Raw genomic sequence first — 19958 nt, forward strand, 5'->3', positions numbered from 1 at the left:
TCTTCAAGGTAAAAACGTACCAATCTGATGATTTTTATGTTCATTAAAGTATAAAAAACAATAGAACTAGATTCTATAATTTTTTATAAACCAGTACGTTAGCAAATTTCAAAAGATGGAATCTACAATTTGATAGACGAGACTGATGGGTGAGTCTTTCACAATGGGTCTAACCAAGTTACTTTTTCGATATTGATTGCTGTGGTGCTATTTACTCCAGGAAGGAATTATGAGCAAGATTACTGCGTTATTTGCTTCACTGATTGGGTTCTCGATCTTACTCGCTGCCTGTGAACCTGCCGGAACAGGTAGAACCGGAACGCCAGAAACGACTCCTACTCCACCTCCAGCCGATAGCCCAGGTGTTTCTCCAACTGTACCAACGGATCCAACCGTGTCACCCCCCCCATCTCCTTAGCTGCTAAGGGCAATAAATGCAGGTAATCGCAGAATACCGCATGATTCGCACCGCTGGCTTCAGTCATTCCTGCTCTTACGTCTTTGATCTTCTCATTTGAGACTATTTCTTGTATACCAGGCAATTATGCGTTTGCGTCGCTTTGTAGCTTTAGCATTGGCAAGCATAGCAATCCTTTTACTGATTTGGATTTCCTCGCCTGCAATGATTCTTCCACCTATCCAACCTGACAACCCTGTTATGGTGTATGTGGCTGAGCACGGAATGCATGCTAGGTTGGTGTTGCCAATGGATCAGAGGCGGCTGATTCAATATGCTTATGGGGATTGGAAGTATTATGCGCTCAATCAACAAGACTGGGAGAATACGATTGCTGCCAGTCTGATTCCTACTCAAGGTGCTTTAGGGCGACGAGAATTTAATCATCTCGCTGAACTGCAGCAGGTTTCACAGCAGGAACGGGCAACTCTCCTGGGTTTTGCCGTGGCTGGCGCGGATGCAATTCAATTACTGCAAGCACTCAATCAACGGTTCGATCACCAAATTCACACTCGTGTTCAAAATCTTCGCACCGGACTCACACTGGTTCAGGATGAACAGGATTACACGCTATTCCACAACAGCAATCATGAGCTAGTGATGTGGTTGAAAGCCTTGGGTTGTCGGGTGCGAGGCTTTGTTTTGTGGGCAAACTTTGATCTCTGGACCGACTATCTTGATTGGTGGAGTAACATTCGATCGCATTTCCTGAGGTAATTTCCCAACTCGTTGGGTTATTAGGCGCAGAACAAGCAATCTCTCCCTTTGGACCTATTACTCCAGCAATGTGAAAGAAGTCCCCCCTAGCCCCCAATTTTGGGGAGAACCAGCTCGTAACTCTTCAAAGCCTCCAGTATGGGGGGTGGGGGCAGCGAAGGCTTGGACTCCTTGCCGGTATGCTCCGGCCTGCTTTAACCTCTCGGGACGATGAGCGGCAGAGAATGGCTGGAGTGATGTGACGGGCTGATCAACCAGGTAGCGAAACAAATCGTCAATCACGGCATTCGCAGCTAGCGGTCCCGCTCCAATCCAGTAACCCGGAACCTGATAGACTTTGCCCTGCTGCACAGCGTCCAACTGCGACCAGAGCGGATCTGCTTTCAACTGCTCTAGGGCAGCCTGCGCTTCTTGTTGGCGTTGCTGATTGTAGCCATAGGTCCACATAAAGATCACATCACCATCGGCATCCCGAATGCGTTCTCTGGAAATCTCGTAAGCAGCTCCCGATTTGTCTTGCGCTGGAGGACGAGGCAGTCCGGCATCGTCTAGGATGGTGCCGATGAAAACATCCTTAAGGTACAGACTGATGTGGGTTGGGTAGACACGCACCACAGACACTTTGGTTTGTTTCAACCGGCTACCCATCTGAGTTTTGAAGATTTCTAACCGATTGTTATAGTCTTGCAGGATTTGTTCTGCCGCAGCGGTTTTTCCCAATGCCTCAGCAAAGTTGAGGAGTGCTGCTTTCCAATCTTTTATGTCTTTATGGAGCGTTAAAACAGTTGGGGCAATTTGTGATAATTGGCTATATGTTTGCTGATGATACATTGTGCCTAGAATCAAGTCTGGCTGGAGCGCTAGTATTTTCTCCAGGCTTGGTTCGCCTTCGCTGCCGAGGTTTTCAATTCCTGCGGTTTTGTCTTGCAGATAGGACGGCATAGTCTCAAACATCACGCTGCCCACAGGTTTACTTTGCAATGCCAAGATGCATTCTAGAGTATATTCATCCAATGCAATAATTCGGCTGGGCTGAGCCGGAACCTCTGTCTTTCCCATCCCATGTTCAACGATGTGTGTAGTTGAAGACCTCTGTAGTTCCACATTGTTGTTTGCGCTACCTGCAACTCGTTCGATAGTGCTGCTATTGCAGGCAAACACCCAGATCAAAGTGATGATCACCAGCAGCATTCGTGTGATGGATCGATGCATTGTTCTTATCAGGTAACGCCTCATTCTCCTAAAACTCCACCGCTACGCTGCCCAGGATGGTGAAGGGTTCACCCGGTCGAACCGTGACGCGGCCAAAATCCGCGCCTGCAAAATACTGTTCATCAAGCAGGTTCTTGACATTGAGCGCAATTCTCCAGTTATCTCGACGGTAATAGATCGCTGCATCGGTGCGGAGAAAGGACGGCAATTCATAGGTGTTATCAAAGTCGCCCGGTCGGTTATCGACGTAGAATAAGCCGATGCCAAATCCCAATCCCTGAAGCGTTCCGCTCTGAATTTCATAAGTTGTCCAGAGGCTTGCCGTGTTAGGGGCAACATTGGCGATGCGTAATCCTTCTGGAAAAAAGGGATCGGCACCGCTTTCTGTGACTTCTGCATCGGTGTAGGCATAGGAGGCAATGATATTCCAACCGGGTAGAATTTCCCCGGCAACATCAAATTCAATACCTTGGCTGCGAACTTCTCCCAACGGTAGCGAAAAGTTGGGATCATCCGGGTCGGTGGTGGCAACATTGGTTTTGGTAATGTGGTACGCTGCTAAATTTGCGATCAGGCGATCGTCCAGAAATTCACCGCGAATGCCAATTTCAAACTGTCGTCCCCGCTCTGGTTCCAGGAAAGAGCCATCGGATTGGGTGAAGGCGTTGGGCTGAAAGGATTGGCTATAGCTGGCATACAGGGACAGTGGCTCAATTGGCTGATAGACGATGCCAATTCGGGGAGAGAAAGCATCTTCGTTTTGGTTACTGCTAGAGCCATCCAGAAAATTAGTTGAACGTTGATCAATGATGTCGAAGCGTCCGCCTACTAGCAGATGCAAGTTGTCTAGTAAATCAATCTGATTCTGGATAAAAAAGCCGATCGTGTTGGTGGCATTAAAGCGATCGATGGTTAGTAGCGGCAGGTCCGACCGCTCGGGCCGGACGGCACCGTAGTCTGGATCAAAAATATTGATAGATGGGGTAGACTCGGCGGCTCGCGTATTGCCGCGCAGGGTATTGCGACTCCAATCCACGCCCACGAGCAGCGTGTGTTCAATTGGACCGGTTGAAAATTCTCCCACTAGCTCGGTTTGTAGGGCATAACTCTCACGATAGTCCTCATTGGAACGCAGATTGCGAGATAATTCCCCCGTTGCTTCGTCTAAACTACTAGGCTGGAAGGCATAATCGAACGAATCGGTAAACAGCATTCGGAAGGCGTTGCGCACCCGCCAGTTGTCGCTAAAGCGATGCTCAAAGCGATATCCTACGCCAATTTCCTCTACTTCTCGCAGATCATCCCGCTCGCCCAACACCCGGCTGATAGGAATGTCTGCCACCGCATCACCAAGCACCACTAAGCCCCGATCGAAGGGGCGCTCATCGCGCACGTAATCAAATTCTAGAGTCAGATCGGTGCGATTGCTTATTTGCCATGTCAATACTGGAGCGACAAAGTAGCGTTCGCTGTAGCGGCTGAAGTTGCGAAAGCCGTCTTGATTGAGATAGGCAGCGTTGAGGCGATATAGCAGCGTTTCATCGTCATTTAAGGGACCTGAAAGGTCGATTGTCGGGCGAGCAAAGCCGTAGTTGCCCAACTCTAGTTCTGTTGAGTAATAGGGATCAGCCAACGGCATTTCAGTGATGAAGTTGATCACACCTCCTGGTTCCAGGTTGCCATAGAGCACTGAGGCTGGACCTTTCAGCACTTCGATCCGTTCAATATTGGCAAATTCTCGAATGCCCTGAGCATTGTCTCGAAAGCCATTGCGCAAATACAAATCAAAGGAGGGAAATCCTCGAATCACGAAGCCTCCATCCTGGGTGTTCCCGAACGTGTTTCCCGGTACGACTCCGCTGACGTTGCGAACTGCTTCTTCCAGTTCAATCACCTGTTGATCTTCCAGAACTTGGCGGGGAACCACCTGAATTGATTGGGGAATATCGCGCAGGGGGGTATCGGTGCGGGTGGCGGTCGTTGCCTCATCCACCTGATAGCCTGCTTGCTCCCCTGTCACCACGACCTGAATTGCATCTTCAGCATCATCAGCTGCGTCTGTTCCCGGAACTACACTCAACACTAAGCTTTGGGCATCTGCCCGGATTTCGCCCGTTGGCGGTGCCCCCAATCCCGTAATTGCTACTCGCACCCAATTATCAGGCAGACTTGTGACTGAAATTAACGCGATTCCCTCGGCTGGATTTGCTTGCTGAAACTCATTTCCCTCTGGTAAGGTTAGCGCCGCATTGGGAATCTCGACAATCAAGGCATTGCCAACGACAGACGTTGATGGTTCAGGCAGTTGCCCGGCTGCGGTTTCCAGGATCACGTCAATTCCTGTATCAGTAGCATTGAGTTGGATTCCCGTGACTTGTATGATTGCAACCTGAGCAATTTGTGCAAGCCATTCCTCGACGGTTGTGGCAGGCTGTTCTAAAGCGCTGGGCTGGCCTCCCTTTTCATCCTGCTGGTTTCCACTCTCTTCGGCCCAAGCTATTGGAGCGAGCAGCAACAAAACCGCTCCTGTCAATCCTATTGACCCCCACCGCTGCTGTTTCAACACCATCCTTACCGAACTCCATCTACTGCCACAAATGCAAATAGTTCTCACTTAGATGGATAGAATGGTAAGCCTTTCTGCTGATACTGTCTTATCGCAAACGGATTTTTGTTATCGCAAACGGATTTTTTTAACCTTTAAACCAGGTAAGACCTGGGACTAACGCCAAATTGCTTGCGAAACGCCGAACTAAACGATGGCAAACTGGCATAACCGACAGCATGAGCGACATCTGTGATCTTCATTTGTTGGCTAGTGAGTAAGATTCGGGCTTTCTCCATCCGTTGAGTATGTAAGTACCCAAATACGGTAGTTCCATAAAGCTGACGGAAGCCTCGCTTCAATTTGTAATCATTTAACCCCACTTTTCGGGCTAACTCCAGTAAGGAAGGTGGATTTTCCAGATGTTGCATCAGAATCTCTCTGGCTTGATGAACCCGATCGACATCGCTGAGAGAAAGGTTACAGGAGTCAGGTAATTTGTCCCGTTCTGTTGCCTGATCTAGCCATAAAATGAGTAGTTCCAATGCTTTACTTTCCAGGTAGAACTGGCGAGTCCAATCTTGATAGGGGCAGTTTAGAATTTGCTGTAGAACCACATGCATTTCAGGAGAGGTTGTTTCTAGCCGATAAAAGGGCGGCGGTACCTCTTGTTCCTCAATTAGGTATCTCAGTTCCTTGGGCAGGGTAGAGACAGATCCGCAGCTCATTTGCCGTAGAGTTTTGGTTTGAATGCCGACTCGCACTTTGGTGATGCGATCGCCAGCCCATCGATCTTCCGTTTCCCTGCCTTCATGGATAAACTCCAGGTGGTTTTTGCCAGGTACTTCAAAAACGTAGTCCGTTAGCCCATGATGGATCGTTCTGACAGTTCCAGAAACCACGAAACTGATGCAGCAGGGGTTGTCTGGATAGGTGTCATAACAATATTGACTACTGATAGTTACATCTTCCCAAAGCTCGTAGTCACAGATCTCTAAGTGCAGCCCATTGCGGAGTGGAATCCATTGCTCGCTACCCTGGCCCAGTCGCCCAGAGAGTTTGTAGACTTGTTCAGATAAATCCAATGGGTCAGTCGTACCGCTCTCTTCCTGATGCCACTCCTGATGCCACAGCTCGCTCCAATCCGAATCCGAAAGTTTTAAGCTCATTAGCAAATCTCCAACATAGCTAGGGGCACGCTGCGGCCACAAAGCTGCTTCCCTATCTTAAATGAGAGTCATTAGCAATTATATCACAATACCCGTTGCTTTCTATAAGGACAATTTTCTGGCAATTCCTGCCATACTCACCATTGCTGAGTATCCCTGGAACGAGAAATCAGGCGAACCGATTAGATCTGCCTACGCTCCAATTATCCGTGAATATATGGATTGCGTAACGAGGTGATGTGGAAGCCGGCATGATAGGCTAACTGACAAAAATCGATATCAATACGCTGAACGATCTACTACACGATAATAAACATTCCTGCGAACGCTTGAAATAACACTGCATAACCTAGACACCATATCAATCTGACTAAACATATCTCAAACCTATCCTCCCCTAGTTCCCTACGGTGTACGCACAAGTCCTCTCAGCCCCCTTTCCTGGAATGTCCGCACGGCTATAATCCCCCATGCATGAGAGACTTCCGACTTTATCTATCCAACGAGCGAGTCGTTTGACAAACTGCAGGCGATCTGGTGGAACGAGAGAACAAGCAGGTTCAAAGTCCTCCACTAGTGGGGGATTGAGAGGGCGGCAAGAACGAGGACACTGACAGAATCAACTGTGTGTACACCATAGCCTTAGTAAGGAAAAAGGTAAATAATTTCCTCTATGCGGTTGCATTTAGAGCGCAATGCCGCTATTGTATCAGATTAAGATTGTTGCTTCTGTGGGCACAATCGGGCTACCCAAAAATTTAGCCGTCGCCCCTAGCTGTTGAGCGCAGCACCAGGGCGACTAACCCCTTCGACTGTCAACCCAGTCTGGGAGGCTAGTGGAGTATTGTAACACTCCTTAGCCATCCTGCGCTGTATGTTTGGCGGGGTGGCTAAATTTTTGGGGTTTCTTCCAACCCTAAAAATTCCAAGGAGTGTTTCTATGGCAGATGAATTTCTGTCCGATTTACCGTTTCCGCTCAATTCACCCAACCTTTCTTCTAGTTCAAATTTTGGTGATCGAGAGCGTCTTCGTTTGATTCTAATTGGCTCTACCGCAGGCGTACAGGAAATGATTCACCGTCAGCACCAGGCTGGCATTGCCGATGCGGGTTCCTGGAGTCGGTTACTGCCCGTGCCCAATTCGGATGAGGTGATGAGTATTTTGCTGCTGTATCGGCGGAGGGGGTAGGGAGTGGGGAGTGGGGGGTAGGGAGTGGGGAGTGGGGAGTGGGGAGTGGGGAGTGGGGGGTAGGGAGTGGGGGGTAGGGAGTGGGGAGTGGGGGGTAGGGAGTGGGGAGTAGGTGGGCTACAGTGTACACATACTCACCCGAGCGCTTTATAGTCAACACCCTCACCGCTCGGCTGATTTTTCTGGCCCCATGGGGGCAGTGCGCTCGCATCGAAGCCCCTCACCCCTCACCCCTCACCCCTTACCCCTCACCGCTCGGCTGATTTTTCTGGCCCCATGGGGGCAGTGCGCTCGCGTCGAAGCCCCTCACCCCTTACCCCTCACCCCTCACCTTGGTCACTCTAGGCGGAATAAAGTGATGAACGAGGACTATAGGCCCTGATATTCCTGATTGAGCTGAAATTCTGTGTGGGCACTGGTCATGAGTTTTTCTACTACTTCAGGCACCAACGTACCGTAGGCTTGAATGACTTGGGCAATGCAGCCCGTCCAACCGGTTTGATGACTCGCGCCAATCCCAGCACCAATATCACCATGAAAGTATTCGTAGAACAAAATTAGATCTTGCCAATGTGGATCGGTTTGGAATTTTTTGGCAGCTCCATAAACCGGGCGCTCGCCTTTGTCATTTTTGAGGAACAAACGAGTCAGCCGATTGCCTAACTCCTGGGCTACTTCAAACAGAGTCCTATACTGTCCCGATCCGGTGGGGCATTCCACCTTAAAATCATCTCCGTAGTAGGCATGGAGTCGTCGCAGGGCGCTGATAAACAAAATATTAACAGGCATCCAGACGGGGCCGCGCCAGTTGGAGTTGCCGCCAAACATACCTGTGTTTGATTCTGCGGGCAGATAGTCTACCCGGAATTCTTGACCGGCATGAGAAAACACAAACGGATGGTCCTGGTGATAGCGGGAAAGGGAGCGAATTCCATAGGGGCTAAAAAATTCGCTTTCATCCAGCATGCGAGCCAGCACTCGCCGCAATTTTTGCTCGTTAAAGACCGATAGCATGTAGCGCCCTGCCATACCGGGCTGAGTGGGCAAATGGATATTGGCAGTCAGGTCGGGACGGCGGAGCTTAAATTCTTCGACGTAGTTGCGGAAGTTGGGCAGTTTGGCAAAGTCATCAGCATCAAAAATTGCGACTGCCGCCAGGGGAAGTAATCCCACCAGCGAACGCACTTTCAGCCGCATGGCTTGACCATCGGGCAGGCGGAGGACATCGTAGAAGAAGCCATCTTCCTCATCCCACATTTCATCTTGTTGGATGCCAATGCGGTCCATTGCGCCGGCAATCCAGGTGGTATGCTCAAAGAACTTGATCACAAATTCTTCGTATTCAGGATTGTCTATCGCCAGCTCTATCGCAATCCGCAACATTTGCTGGCTAAAAAAGACCATCCAGGCTGTACCATCCGCCTGCTCTAGCCAGCCGCCTGTCGGCAAGGGGGAACTGCGGTCAAACACGCTGATGTTATCGAGTCCTAGAAAGCCCCCTTCAAATACATTATTGCCGCGGCGATCCTTGCGGTTAACCCACCAGGTAAAGTTAACGAGTAGCTTCGAGAAAATATATTTAAGAAAGTTGAGGTCTCCCTCGCCCTGGTTGCGCGCCTTATCCATCAGATACACCTGCATCGTGGCGTAGGCATGAACCGGCGGATTGACATCACTAAAATTCCACTCATAGGCCGGAATTTGACCATTCGGGTGCTGATAGGTATTTCGCAGCATCAAACCGAGCTGGGACTTGGCAAACTCGGTGTCTACCATGGCTAGCGGCAGCATATGAAACGCCAGATCCCAGGCTGCAAACCAGGGGTACTCCCACTTGTCTGGCATTGAGATAATATCCTTACTATATAGATGCAACCATGCGCCATTACGTACATCGTCAAGTTGGTCAGACCAGGGTGTTACGTTGCGCTCGTTCAGCCACTGATTCACATCGTAGTAAAAATATTGCTTTGACCAGAGCATCCCTGCTAATGCTTGCCGCATCACCCGGACCCGATCCGGATCAGTTGCAAGGGCCGCAGGTGTAATCGAGTCGTAGAAAGCGTCGGCTTCCTGATGCCGAGTTTGCAGTGTGGATTCAAATGCGGCAAACGGATCGGTGAGATGAGCAGGAGCAGTGCGAGTCAATCGCAGGCGAATCGTCTGGATTGATCCAGGTTCCACATGCAGATGATAGTGGGGGGCAGCTTTGGTGCCGGTCTGGGCCGGATTGACGGCATCCTGCTGGCCCTGGATCAGGTAATGATGAAACGCATCTTTGACGTAGGGGCTGGGATTCGGGGTAGCAAACAGGCGAGCAAAATTGGTTTCGTTTTCGGTAAACAAGAGGGGGACCGGGCGATCGCAATAAAAATAATAGTCAGATAATACCTTTTGGATCTGCGGGTCAGGATGATGCGCATGGATCACAGTCCCAGTCGTGCCGACTTTCTGCAAAATTGGCTTAACACCGCCATTCCAGGACCAGGTATTGCGAAACCACAGCGTCGGTAGAACATCTAAACTAGCAGCAGTAGGACCACGATTGCAAACGCTAATCTGAATCAAAATATCTTCTGCTTCTGCTTTGGCGTATTCAACAAATACATCGAAGTAGGCATCGTGATCAAAAATACCGGTATCTAATAATTCATATTCCAATTCATAGCGACTGCGCTGCCGATTGGTGTTGAGCAAATCATCGTAGGGATAGGCTGATTGCGGATATTTATAGAGATATTTCATACACGAGTGAGTGGGCGTACTGTCAAGATAAAAGTAATACTCCTTGACATCTTCGCCGTGATTTCCTTCGCTGTTGGTCAACCCAAATAGGCGCTCTTTCAGAATTGGATCCTTACCGTTCCACAGAGCCAATGCAAAACACAAAATCTGGTGATCGTCTGAGATGCCACCCAGTCCATCTTCACCCCAGTGATAGGCCCGCGACCGCGCCTGATCATGCGGAAAATAATTCCAGGCGTTGCCATCGTTGCTGTAGTCTTCCCGCACGGTTCCCCACTGCCGCTCACTCAGATAGGGTCCCCATTTGTGCCAGCGGTGAATGCCGTCACGTGATTCCGTGAGTCGTGTTTGTTCTGCTACCATCATATTTAGTCGATTACTCTGCTGAACTGTGTTCGTTGCTCCCACTATTAATACCGCTTTCTACTGGCTTGCTGTGTGCTCCCTGCAACTTTATTTTGCGGATAGTCGCAGCTTGACATCTATTCTAGGGCTGAAGGTATGTCTCATTTGGCCTCTATCTTAAGGGTGAATCTATTGGATATTAGCAAAAATTTTTACTGCATTAAAGTTGGTTGGTATAGAACATTAAAGTTGGTTGGTGTAGAAGAGAGCATTGAATAGTCTGGCAAACACAAACCGAAGCGGTTAAAACTGCCACTATACAAACTAAGTTGCTGACTCGGTTAAGCTTCGTTGAACGCCCTGCGCTGACTATTGGTTGAGCTGAGTAACTTGCGCAGGTTTTGTCTGTGTAGGTGTGACTTCGAGCCGTCAGCCTCAGAGTTCTGTCAGTCAAGCAGGCTAGAGATATCACTAAATAAAAGCTGGTGGGCGATATGACAATGTGTACGCGGTGTAATGTTATTGACACCTCCACTTTGTTGATCTGGTGTGCTGCTATGTATCCTAGTTAACCTCCGTTGTTGCTCTCATTCCCACTAAAATTAATAGAAGCAACCTTTCCTTTAAAGAAATTTAATGTCTCCCTTGTTGAAATTTTCAACAGACTCATCTAATCTACTTTTGTACCTATTTAGATAGATGTTTATCTTTGGTAGAGTAAATCTGGCAGGATAAATTGGTTCTGGCTTGTATAGACCAGGCATAGATTAGGTTTTGATAGGCTCTTCAGTAGAACGCACTTATTAGGTAATTTTGAGATTGTATTGGTAGATACGTTGTATAAGTTGCCCCAATTTCGATTCGGTGATTGTTGGCTCACATATTCAGTGATTGTTGATTTGTAGCTAGGGGCTTAATTAAAGTGCGGCAGTACGGACCATATTTTTGTGGTCCCTGCTTTTCACGCGAGGGTTTAGGAGTTCCAATTGCACGCTGGTTTGTTCAGCAGTTTGCGATCCAGCGTTGCTGGAGTTCCTTGATGAACGTTCACTCAATCTGCTTTTAATCTGCTGTTCCTGAATTTTGGGGAATGGCTGAATCAGTGTGTCTATCGCTCTGAGACTGGTTGTGCTGTCAGCGCTCCAGCATCTCGATTAAGCTGCTTGCAATTGCAAGTCGTTCAAACCGTCTCAGACATTCACCTCGAACACTCAGTTACCTAATACCAACATCTGACACCAAGCTAATACCAAGGAGAATAAATCATGGAAACTCCAGTTCAAGTAATTGTGGCGGCGTTTAGCACACCTGAGGGTGCTAGTGAAGTGATGGATAGCCTCAAGCAAGGTAAGAAAGACGGCTTGATTGGCATTGTAGACGCCGCAGTTGTGGTCAAGGATGCCGATGGCAAAGTCAAGATTACCGACTCCAAGCGACGCACTGCTAAGGGGTTGGTGACCGGCGGATTGGTTGGTGGGCTAGTTGGCCTGCTGGCGGCCCCACCGGTTGGTGCAGCAGCCCTGGGAGGTGGAGTGATTGGAGCATTGGTTGGTAAGTTGCGGAGTGCGCCACTCAAGGCTGAAATGAAGAGCATTAGCTCGGCTCTACCGCCAGGAAGCTCGGCCATTGTAGCCACGATCGAACATAGCTGGGTCTCGCAATTACAAACGGCTCTGATCGCCGATGGTGCCCAACTGATCCACGATTCGATTCAGGCTGACATTGCCGAGCAGTTGAATGCCGGTGGCAATGTGCTGTATACCGCAGGCAGTGGCTCTTTGGGGTCTGGAGTTGTTCGTATGGCGGGGACAGAGACCGACACTCAGGTTGGCGGTGTGCTGGTCGGCGAGAATGGGACGATTGTAGACAATGCCGTGATTACCAATGAACCGTTGGAAGAGACCGTTGCCGGTTAAAGTCAGCCAAATGTGGCCTCTGAATTCACTTTAATTTGTGACTGGAAGGAGAAAACCAAAATGGAAAAAATGGTTGTTGTTGTTTTCGATAGCGAAAGCGGTGCTTACAACGGTTTGAATGCGATCAAGCAACTGCATCAGCAGGCCGATTTGGCTGTGTTTGCCGTTGCAGTGATTGCGAAAGATGCCGATGGCACGGTCAATGTCCGTCAATCTGCTGATCCGGGTCCGATTGGTACCCTGTTTGGTGCCTGTCTGGGTGGCCTGATCGGCATTCTGGCTGGGCCAGCGGGTGTAGCGGCTGGCATGACTGGTGGCTATGTCGGTGGAGCGATGGGCGATCTAGATCGGATGGGCATTAATCTGGAATTTTTGGATGATGTCAGCAGGGTGCTAACTCCTGGAAAAGCAGCCCTTGTCGCCCATGTGGATGAATACTGGACAACGCCTCTAGACACGGCAATGCAGCCGCTGGGTGGAACCGTATTCCGCAAAGTTCGTTCTGAAGTTGTGGATGAGCAAATCGATCGCGATATCCGCGAAACTCAGGCGGAACTGCAAGCATTGCAAGAAGAGTACGATGCTGCCGCAGCAGAGCAAAAGGCGAAAATCCAGGCGAAGATGGATGCTACTCGCACCAAACTTCAGACCAAGATTGATGCTGCCAATAAGTGGATGAAAGATGCCGAGCAGCAGGCCGAGTCCAAGGTGGCGGTTCTGAAGGACCAGGCGAAAGCAGCCAGCGACAAGCAAAAAGCCCAGATCGAGAAGCAGGTCAACGAAATTCAGGCTAACCTTGCGAAACGGCAAGAAAAGCTGAAGCAATCGGCTGCTTCTGTGCGTGAAGCCCTAACCGTTTAGTCTGCCACTGGCGTTGCTGATCAGATTGACGGATTCTACCCCAGCTATCAGCACGCCTGTTTTTCCCTCTTTCCCTAACACTATCAAAATCTCAACCATGATGAAACTTCTAACCATCAACCAGGCTTTCAAAACTGCGTTCTTAAGCGTTCTCGCGGCTGCTTTATTCCTTTTCATCAATGTGCCAGTTGCTGATGCGGTTTCCTTGCCATCGCAAGCTGAAGTTCAAGCCAATTTTGAACAGGCTCAAGATCAATTTGAACAGTTTGTGAAGCAGTCACAGAAAACGTTGAGCAAGCAAATCAGTGAAACCCAAAAGGCGCTGAAGAATCTTCCCGACAGCATCGAGAAATCAACTGCCGAATTTGATGCAGCCCACCGCAAGGCCGTTTTGGCAGATTTGCAAGCAGCTCAACAGAAGTTAGAGGAGACGGCAAAAGCCTACGAGCAATATGCTCAACAGGCAGATGAATTAGAGCAAGAAATGCTGCAATCGGCGAAACAGTCTCGCGCTGAGTTGAAGGCAGGAACGCAGCAGAAAGTAGAAGATGTGAAAGAGTCGTTGAACCTGACGGCTGATGCCATCAACGTTCTGTTGGATGATACGAAGAAAGCAATGAGTGACACGAGTACTTTCTCTAAGGTGAGATTGAATCAGCACCTTCAAGCATTGCAGAATGCATTGGATACATCGGATCAGGCTTTGAAGACGCTGTTCAAATAACGGCTGGATCTGAGCTGCAAGCATGATTGTGCTGCAGTGTTGGGCTACCACAATCATGCCGTTTCAGTCGATTGAAAATGAAATCATTTTGATTACTAGATCTGGGTTCGTTCGCGCAGCATGTGCATCGCACAATCCCCCTCTGTAAGCTACGGTGTACACAGATCTCGATTGCGATTCAATGCAAAGATTTGATCCCCCTAAATCCCCCTTACATAAGGGGGACTTCAATCCCTGATTGTCCGGTTCCCCCCTTTCGTAAGGGGGGCTAGGGGGGATCAACATAATTTACGCTCTCCTAAGTTTTCCTGTTGATAGTGCGGGCGCTGATTGCTCGAAGTCAGGTGGCTTGGAAATGCAAACAAAGCTCGGTTTATGTCCCATAAAATGTCCCATAATAATGGGATGGCGGAATCGCAGCCAGAAATGACAGCCAACCGCCGAGTGAGTTAAGCATTTCAGCCAGATGAACATCATAGCGCTCGCCTTCAATCTCAGTATGATGGCTACCGTTTTTGCCTACGGACTACGGGCCAGATCCGACGACCTCAACTACCTGTTTCGACGACCGCGTCTCCTGTTCGTGTCGCTCCTGGCGATGTTTGTTGTCGTGCCAACGGCTGCTCTACTGCTGGCCATGACGCTCGACCTGCCTCTGGGAGCTAAGGTGGCGATGGTGGCTCTGGCGATCTCACCGACTTCGCCGCTGCTGCCGAAACAAGAGCGGGAATCGGGTGGTCACGGGTCGTATGCAGTCGGGCTATCGGTGACTGTGGTTCTGCTGTCACAACTGATCACACCCGGCCTCGTCGTGTTTCTGGGGCGATTGATGAGCAAGCCGTTTGCCCTCGATCCATTGGCAGTTGTGGAACTAATGCTGGTTGTGGCGCTGCTGCCGTTGATTGCAGGCATGATCGTCCGCAAACTCTTGGGGGTGGGCGTGGAGCAGGCTAGCGAACCGATTATGCGGATTGCGAACATTGTGATGTTAGTTGCGCTGGTGGTGGTGCTGGCCATCACGCTACCCAAGGTTTGGTCCTTTGTCAGTGTGATGGTTGTCCTTGCGTTTACCCTGTATAACCTGGCGGCATTCGCCATAGGAGACCTGCTGGGTGGGACGCAACCAGATCATGCGATCGTGCTGGCATTTTCCTGTGCCAATCGGCATCCCGCCATTCCGCTCACGATTGCCGCCGCGAGTTATCCAGGACAGAACTTTGCTGTAGCCATTATTCTCTGCCTGATCGTGAATGGCATTGTGGCCAAACTATACCTGAGCTGGCGGCGTCAACAGGTTGTGGCCCTAAAATAAGGTGTGTTTAATCCCACTGATGCTACTGCTACGCGGATTTTTGATTTGAATACGCTGATTGCGCTAGCTATATATGCTCTATTGGGCTTACTAGCGATCGCAGTTTTAAATTATTTGCAAAGACAAGAGCCTGATTAGAGGGGTGGGGCAGAGAATAAATTGACGAAAACATTTATCATAAAATTCTCTTATTACTACACAAAATATATGGAGAAAGGATTCATCCGAGGTATTATATTTGTCCTCTTTGAAATATTGATCGTCACACTCATCGTCGGTTTGAATTTCTTTCCTACTCCGGCTGCTCTCGCTTCAGGAATCATCGACCGCTACAGTTCCTATTACTTGAGTCAGAACGACCAGGAACCCAGAAACGGAGCCATCAAGGTAACGTTTTTCGGAACGACCATGCTGCTGTTTGATGATGGGGAAACACGGCTAATGCTGGATGGCTATATTACCCGTCCATCCTTGATCAGCCGTCGGATCAGAGACATCAGCACCGATCCAGCTCTCGTCGATGCGGCTCTAGCCCGCGCCCAGGTTGACAAGGTGGATGCGCTGTTTGTGGCCCATTCCCATTTCGACCATGCCCTTGACATTGCCTACATCGCTCAGAAAACAGGTGCCCACCTCTATGGCTCTGAATCCACCCTGAATATTGGTCGCGGGGGCGATCTACCCGAAGAGCAGATGACCTTCTATGAGCCGGGGAGTCCGGTGCCGATTGGCAAGTTTATCGTGACCGTTCTGCCTTCCAAGCACTCGCCGCCGGTGCGGGGAGTCAACGATAATCTTGGCATGGTGATTGACCACCCACTCCGCCAACCTGCCGATTTCTTTGACTATGTGGAGGGCGGATCCTTCGACTTCCTGATCCAACACGGCGATCACGCTATTTTTGTCAAACCTGCCGCCAACTATATTGAGGGGGCGCTGGATCAGGTGCGAGCCGATGTGCTCTTCCTGGCAACGGGAACCCTTGGCAACCAGGATGCGGCCTTCCGGGAAGCCTTCTACGAGCAGACGGTGGCGAAGGTGCAGCCAACGCTCGTCATTCCGGTTCACTGGGACAACTTTAACAAGCCGTTGAGTGATTCCTTAACGGCCCTCACGCCTTTGGATCTAAAAATTAGCTTCGACTTTCTGATTCCACGGTTAACGGCTGATCAGATTCGATTTGGCATCATGCAAGGATTTCAGAGTATACTCCTGTTTGATAACGAAAGAAATAGTAGCTGATCCTTTGGCTGACGGCACCAAATCAGGACAATCGTAATGACGATACAGTGATTGCAGTTCTACGAACAACGTTTAATTTCTAATCTGAAGCTGCGACAAGTCATGAGGAAGCAGTCCTAGCTCGATGGCCTTGCCCATATCCCAAATATCGAACTTGGCTTCATCACCAAGACATTTGTAACTCCAGTAACACCAGGCCGTTGCGTGCTCCCAAGCCTTAAAGTGCGCATCAGCAACGTTTCGATAGTAGTCATCTCTCTCTTTGCCAGCCAGCGTTGTTGCAGCCTTTCTCGACGCAGTGTCAAGGCTCCACTCACCCACCAAGACTGGAAAATATTGAGACATCTCTGTTACAATACTGCCCATTTCGTTCTTGATGTAGGCTAGGTGGTCGTCAAGCTCACCATCTCCGTACTTTAATGCGAATGTCATGAGGTATAAGTGCGTATCCACGACGACATTCTTGAAGTCCGGTGTTTTGAAAAACTCCACCCATTCCTTGATGCGGAAGCCGTCATGGAATACGACTGTCACGTCGTCTGCCTGCGCCCGAATCCTTGAATAGGCTTGCGTGTAGAAGCGCTTGAGGAAATCGGTTGGTACGGCTTCTGACCCTGCGGCATAGGCTTTATCCACGGCTGGATATCGCTTGGGCACATCAACCAGATCCCACAACTCTGGAGAGATCGGTTCATTCAGCACCTCGATGCCCCAGAGATTTTTGTTGTCCCGATATCGCTCTGCTAGTCGTTCAAGCACAGTCAATGCGAACTCGACATGCTCTGGGTTTTTGTGAAACTTACAAACACCACAAATGCCACCATTATCGAACCCATTCTGGCTATCTGGTACGGTATGCAAATCAATCAAGATCTTGAGCTTGTATCGCTCTGCCCATTTGAATGCCTTGTCCAGGTAGTCAATGCATCCGATGTATGGCTCATAGTCGCCAAAGATGTAGAAGGGAATTGGAATCCGCACGAAATCAATGCCCCTGGCAGCCAGGTAGGCAAAATCTCGATCCGTGATGTAGGAGTCGCGATGCACCTTATAGCGTTCACGTTTTACGGTCTCGCTTAGTGCTCTGACTAGCTGATAATCGTCTTCCACCGATGTTCCATCTTCTAGAAGAAAGAGTTCTGGACTCATCCACTTTTCCAACACCAGCCAATTACCCAGGTTGACGCCTTTAGCGATGGTTTTAGATTGCATAGGTACCTCTCTTGAAAGTAGAGCTAGTCATTATCAAGGTTTTACCGTTGCCTATACCGTTCAGCCGCGCCCTCCAGACAACACTAAAATGGCTCTCAGAAAGCTGTACTGCATCGCTGTGCAACCCCCGTTTCGGTCAATGCTAACGCAGGGGTTGATGATATCACTTGGCAATAGGTTGATAATAATCTTAAATTTGCAGCAAAGGTCTCTGGATGCAGCAATGCGGTTGTTGCAGACGCTGTTTCATGATAACTGATCTTATGCCTTTGCTCAAGAATATAATTAATAATGATCGTTTTAATAATGATTGTTTCATCACATCGATGATTACTGGTGATGTAACGCTGCATCTCAGTTTGTCAGCGGCTAATACCAGCGGCGATGACAGGTAGTCTGATAGGTTCAAGAACTAGACAGAAATTACGGTAGATGCGGCGGGAGCGATCGTGTATGAACGAGCTGCTCTGTGGCAAGATACTGGAGTTCATCGGGAGTAGAGAGTCGTCCTAATATCTGATTGCGATGGGGATGACGACCGAATCGAGCAACGACATCGCGATGCCGATGGGCTTGTTCTGCGGAGAATTCTAGCAAGGCTCGATAGTCCTGAGGGGCTTCCTGCACTAGGTCGTCTGCCAGTTTGGTCACGAGTTCCAAATTGCTCAAATCTTCGGAATGTCCCAGCGGCAGGAAGAAGAATGTCTTCTCCCAGGGCGTATTAAGAGCTGCGTAATCACCAACTTTAATGCCTTCTAGTGCCAGCGCACAAGCTTTTGCATCCTGAGCGAATGCCTGAGCTGTTCCCCGATAAATGGTGCGTGAAAATTGGTCGAGGACGAGGATCAGAGCCAATCGCGACCGAGGTGCGTGTGACCAGGCGTCTAGCTCACCTCGAATAGCACATTCCAGTAACGGCGAAAACTGCTGGATGATTTCAGCATCTCCGCCGCCTTGAAACCACCATTGCCACTGGCGAATTAAGGCAGCCGGATTCTTCTCTGGCAACTGGGGAAACCAAAACTGAAGCACATCTTCAAAGATCAAGACCGAGTCGTTTTTGATGTAATCCATTAGTTTAGCTCAACTACAAACAGAACACTGGAAAGGTTCCCACTGCTAGGCGAGATGTTTAGAGTCACGATCATCTATTTAGTTAAGATAAACAGTTTCAACTGGAATGTCGGTCCGAAAAGGTCAGAAGTTTTGGCAGCCGCAGCTACAGCCATCCTAGATAGGAGATGAACAGTAGCCGTACATAAACGCCTTGGCGAAAGCAAAGGTTTGACAATGCGTGACCAATTGAAACAGAAACTTGACCGACCCAAATCTTCTACACATTCGTGCATACTTGCGAATAAACTGCTTCGCTTGTAACCAAACATCCTCAACTGGATTCTGCTCAGGTGCATTAGGGGCTAAGCGAATACAGGTAATCTTCCACGCCTCAGTCGGTAAGCCTCCATTGGTCTGCTCCAGAAATTCCTGCACCACCTTTGAGCGGTGGTAGCTCACCCCATCCCAGACAATCACCAGGCGCGTGTTCTCAACATACAAAGACTGGAGATACTGTAGGAAGGCAACCGTATTCTCTTCGTTGCCTGCGCTGTACTCTTTGACAACAAACTGCTTGGTGAGATAATCCAATGCCCCATAGTAGGTCTGTCGTTGCTTGGTAGACTTGACTTCCACATCCACCCGTTGCTTGCGGCGGCTCCACCCATAGCCACTGATATCGCCCCACAACAGGTGGCATTCGTCGAGAAATAAAACTCTTAATTGTCCATCGGCGATCTCAGATTGATGCGTTGCCAGTAGCGCTTCAAGTTCTCTTTTTTTTCCTGAACCAGAGTTTCATCCTTGTCAGGGTGAACCGGTTGTGCCTTCTTCCAACTGAAGCCAGCGTCTCTGAGCAGGGCATAGTAGCTCTGGAGTGATTGGTAGACCACCCCATACTCATCCTCAATGTGGTCAATTACCTCCTGGAGTGTCCAAGCATCCTGCCCGTCGAGCCACCGAAACAACGCTTGCTTCTGCTCACAATCGAGATAGCCTTGGGTGCCCCAATAGTTGGAGCGCAGTCCCTCCACACCTGAGCATTCGTAGCGTTGATGGCTAGCTGTGATGAAGCCAACCGACACTTGCAGAATGTCACGGATCTCCCGATAGCTGTGACCGCCTTGACTCATCTGCACAGCGAGTGCACGCTTGAGTTCCAACGGAGGTGGGTTACTTTGAATGAACTGTTCGAGCGTTTCCATCGGCTGAGGGGGTAAAGTTTGGGGCACGTCCTCAGCCTACCATTTGTTCAC

At 49.4% G+C, this 19958-nt stretch carries 16 protein-coding genes; 8 read left to right on the plus strand and 8 right to left on the minus strand.

Annotated features, from left to right (window positions below; translation table 11 throughout):
- The first annotated feature begins 229 nt into the window (after positions 1–229).
- The gene (locus tag HJG54_RS33580; RefSeq protein ID WP_316436256.1) at positions 230–418 is read left to right on the plus strand and encodes a hypothetical protein; all 189 of its coding nucleotides are present in this window, start codon (positions 230–232) and stop codon (positions 416–418) included.
- A gap of 204 nt (positions 419–622) precedes the next feature.
- Complete coding sequence (locus HJG54_RS33585; RefSeq protein ID WP_316436258.1) at positions 623–1174, plus strand: hypothetical protein; 552 nt, start codon at positions 623–625, stop codon at positions 1172–1174.
- Between the two features lie 57 nt (positions 1175–1231).
- On the opposite strand, the gene HJG54_RS33590 is transcribed toward HJG54_RS33585, so the two are convergent.
- From HJG54_RS33590 to HJG54_RS33600, 3 genes are all read right to left on the minus strand, one after another.
- The gene (locus tag HJG54_RS33590; protein WP_316436259.1) at positions 1232–2386 is read right to left on the minus strand and encodes an iron-siderophore ABC transporter substrate-binding protein; all 1155 of its coding nucleotides are present in this window, start codon (positions 2384–2386) and stop codon (positions 1232–1234) included.
- A gap of 28 nt (positions 2387–2414) precedes the next feature.
- Entirely contained in the window at positions 2415–4955 is a 2541-nt protein-coding gene (locus HJG54_RS33595) for a TonB-dependent receptor (protein ID WP_316436260.1), read from the minus strand.
- Between the two features lie 131 nt (positions 4956–5086).
- Positions 5087–6100: a helix-turn-helix transcriptional regulator gene (locus HJG54_RS33600; RefSeq protein WP_316436262.1), complete on the minus strand. Its 1014-nt coding sequence runs from the start codon at positions 6098–6100 to the stop codon at positions 5087–5089.
- 940 nt (positions 6101–7040) lie between these two features.
- On the opposite strand from HJG54_RS33600, the gene HJG54_RS33605 reads away from it, so the two are divergent.
- A complete protein-coding gene (locus HJG54_RS33605; RefSeq protein ID WP_316436264.1) occupies positions 7041–7289 on the plus strand; it encodes a hypothetical protein in 249 nt (82 codons plus the stop codon).
- A 369-nt stretch (positions 7290–7658) separates the two neighbouring features.
- On the opposite strand, the gene HJG54_RS33610 is transcribed toward HJG54_RS33605, so the two are convergent.
- Positions 7659–10400, minus strand: coding sequence for an MGH1-like glycoside hydrolase domain-containing protein (locus HJG54_RS33610; RefSeq protein ID WP_316436265.1), 2742 nt, complete (start codon positions 10398–10400; stop codon positions 7659–7661).
- A gap of 1244 nt (positions 10401–11644) precedes the next feature.
- On the opposite strand from HJG54_RS33610, the gene HJG54_RS33615 reads away from it, so the two are divergent.
- The 5 genes from HJG54_RS33615 (at position 11645) to HJG54_RS33635 (ending at position 16434) form a co-directional block, all read left to right on the plus strand.
- Positions 11645–12295, plus strand: coding sequence for a DUF1269 domain-containing protein (locus tag HJG54_RS33615; protein WP_316436266.1), 651 nt, complete (start codon positions 11645–11647; stop codon positions 12293–12295).
- A 60-nt stretch (positions 12296–12355) separates the two neighbouring features.
- A complete protein-coding gene (locus HJG54_RS33620) occupies positions 12356–13156 on the plus strand; it encodes a DUF1269 domain-containing protein (protein ID WP_316436268.1) in 801 nt (266 codons plus the stop codon).
- Between the two features lie 97 nt (positions 13157–13253).
- Positions 13254–13880, plus strand: coding sequence for a hypothetical protein (locus HJG54_RS33625; RefSeq protein ID WP_316436270.1), 627 nt, complete (start codon positions 13254–13256; stop codon positions 13878–13880).
- Between the two features lie 466 nt (positions 13881–14346).
- Positions 14347–15192 carry a bile acid:sodium symporter family protein gene (locus HJG54_RS33630; protein WP_316436272.1) on the plus strand — a complete coding sequence of 282 codons (846 nt, stop codon included), beginning with the start codon at positions 14347–14349 and terminating at the stop codon, positions 15190–15192.
- Positions 15193–15447: 255 nt separating this feature from the next.
- Complete coding sequence (locus HJG54_RS33635) at positions 15448–16434, plus strand: MBL fold metallo-hydrolase (RefSeq protein WP_316436274.1); 987 nt, start codon at positions 15448–15450, stop codon at positions 16432–16434.
- Positions 16435–16506: 72 nt separating this feature from the next.
- Here the strand turns inward: HJG54_RS33635 and HJG54_RS33640 are convergent, their stop codons facing one another.
- The 4 genes from HJG54_RS33640 to HJG54_RS33655 all read right to left on the minus strand — a co-directional run bounded on the left by HJG54_RS33640 (position 16507) and on the right by HJG54_RS33655 (position 19907).
- Positions 16507–17646 (minus strand): glycoside hydrolase family 5 protein, encoded by a 1140-nt coding sequence (locus tag HJG54_RS33640; protein ID WP_316436275.1) that lies wholly within the window; start codon positions 17644–17646, stop codon positions 16507–16509.
- A 423-nt stretch (positions 17647–18069) separates the two neighbouring features.
- Positions 18070–18720 carry a DUF924 family protein gene (locus HJG54_RS33645; protein ID WP_316436276.1) on the minus strand — a complete coding sequence of 217 codons (651 nt, stop codon included), beginning with the start codon at positions 18718–18720 and terminating at the stop codon, positions 18070–18072.
- Between the two features lie 156 nt (positions 18721–18876).
- Positions 18877–19461, minus strand: coding sequence for an IS630 family transposase (locus HJG54_RS33650; protein WP_316435597.1), 585 nt, complete (start codon positions 19459–19461; stop codon positions 18877–18879).
- Positions 19422–19907 (minus strand): helix-turn-helix domain-containing protein, encoded by a 486-nt coding sequence (locus HJG54_RS33655; protein WP_316430114.1) that lies wholly within the window; start codon positions 19905–19907, stop codon positions 19422–19424. The genes HJG54_RS33650 and HJG54_RS33655 overlap by 40 nt, the downstream gene beginning before the upstream one ends.
- Between the last annotated feature and the right edge of the window lie 51 nt (positions 19908–19958).

Origin of the sequence: Leptolyngbya sp. NK1-12, from assembly GCF_032598965.1 — a bacterium.
Lineage (GTDB): Bacteria > Cyanobacteriota > Cyanobacteriia > Elainellales > Elainellaceae > Elainella.

Bases quoted from the DNA above. Each gene is read 5' to 3' on its own strand.
- HJG54_RS33580 (WP_316436256.1), top strand. From the start codon at position 230: ATGAGCAAGATTACTGCGTTATTTGCTTCACTGATTGGGTTCTCGATC.
- HJG54_RS33585 (WP_316436258.1), top strand. From the start codon at position 623: ATGATTCTTCCACCTATCCAACCTGACAACCCTGTTATGGTGTATGTG.
- HJG54_RS33590 (WP_316436259.1), bottom strand. From the start codon at position 2,386: ATGCATCGATCCATCACACGAATGCTGCTGGTGATCATCACTTTGATC.
- HJG54_RS33595 (WP_316436260.1), bottom strand. From the start codon at position 4,955: ATGGTGTTGAAACAGCAGCGGTGGGGGTCAATAGGATTGACAGGAGCG.
- HJG54_RS33600 (WP_316436262.1), bottom strand. From the start codon at position 6,100: ATGAGCTTAAAACTTTCGGATTCGGATTGGAGCGAGCTGTGGCATCAG.
- HJG54_RS33605 (WP_316436264.1), top strand. From the start codon at position 7,041: ATGGCAGATGAATTTCTGTCCGATTTACCGTTTCCGCTCAATTCACCC.
- HJG54_RS33610 (WP_316436265.1), bottom strand. From the start codon at position 10,400: ATGATGGTAGCAGAACAAACACGACTCACGGAATCACGTGACGGCATT.
- HJG54_RS33615 (WP_316436266.1), top strand. From the start codon at position 11,645: ATGGAAACTCCAGTTCAAGTAATTGTGGCGGCGTTTAGCACACCTGAG.
- HJG54_RS33620 (WP_316436268.1), top strand. From the start codon at position 12,356: ATGGAAAAAATGGTTGTTGTTGTTTTCGATAGCGAAAGCGGTGCTTAC.
- HJG54_RS33625 (WP_316436270.1), top strand. From the start codon at position 13,254: ATGATGAAACTTCTAACCATCAACCAGGCTTTCAAAACTGCGTTCTTA.
- HJG54_RS33630 (WP_316436272.1), top strand. From the start codon at position 14,347: ATGAACATCATAGCGCTCGCCTTCAATCTCAGTATGATGGCTACCGTT.
- HJG54_RS33640 (WP_316436275.1), bottom strand. From the start codon at position 17,646: ATGCAATCTAAAACCATCGCTAAAGGCGTCAACCTGGGTAATTGGCTG.
- HJG54_RS33645 (WP_316436276.1), bottom strand. From the start codon at position 18,720: ATGGATTACATCAAAAACGACTCGGTCTTGATCTTTGAAGATGTGCTT.
- HJG54_RS33655 (WP_316430114.1), bottom strand. From the start codon at position 19,907: ATGGAAACGCTCGAACAGTTCATTCAAAGTAACCCACCTCCGTTGGAA.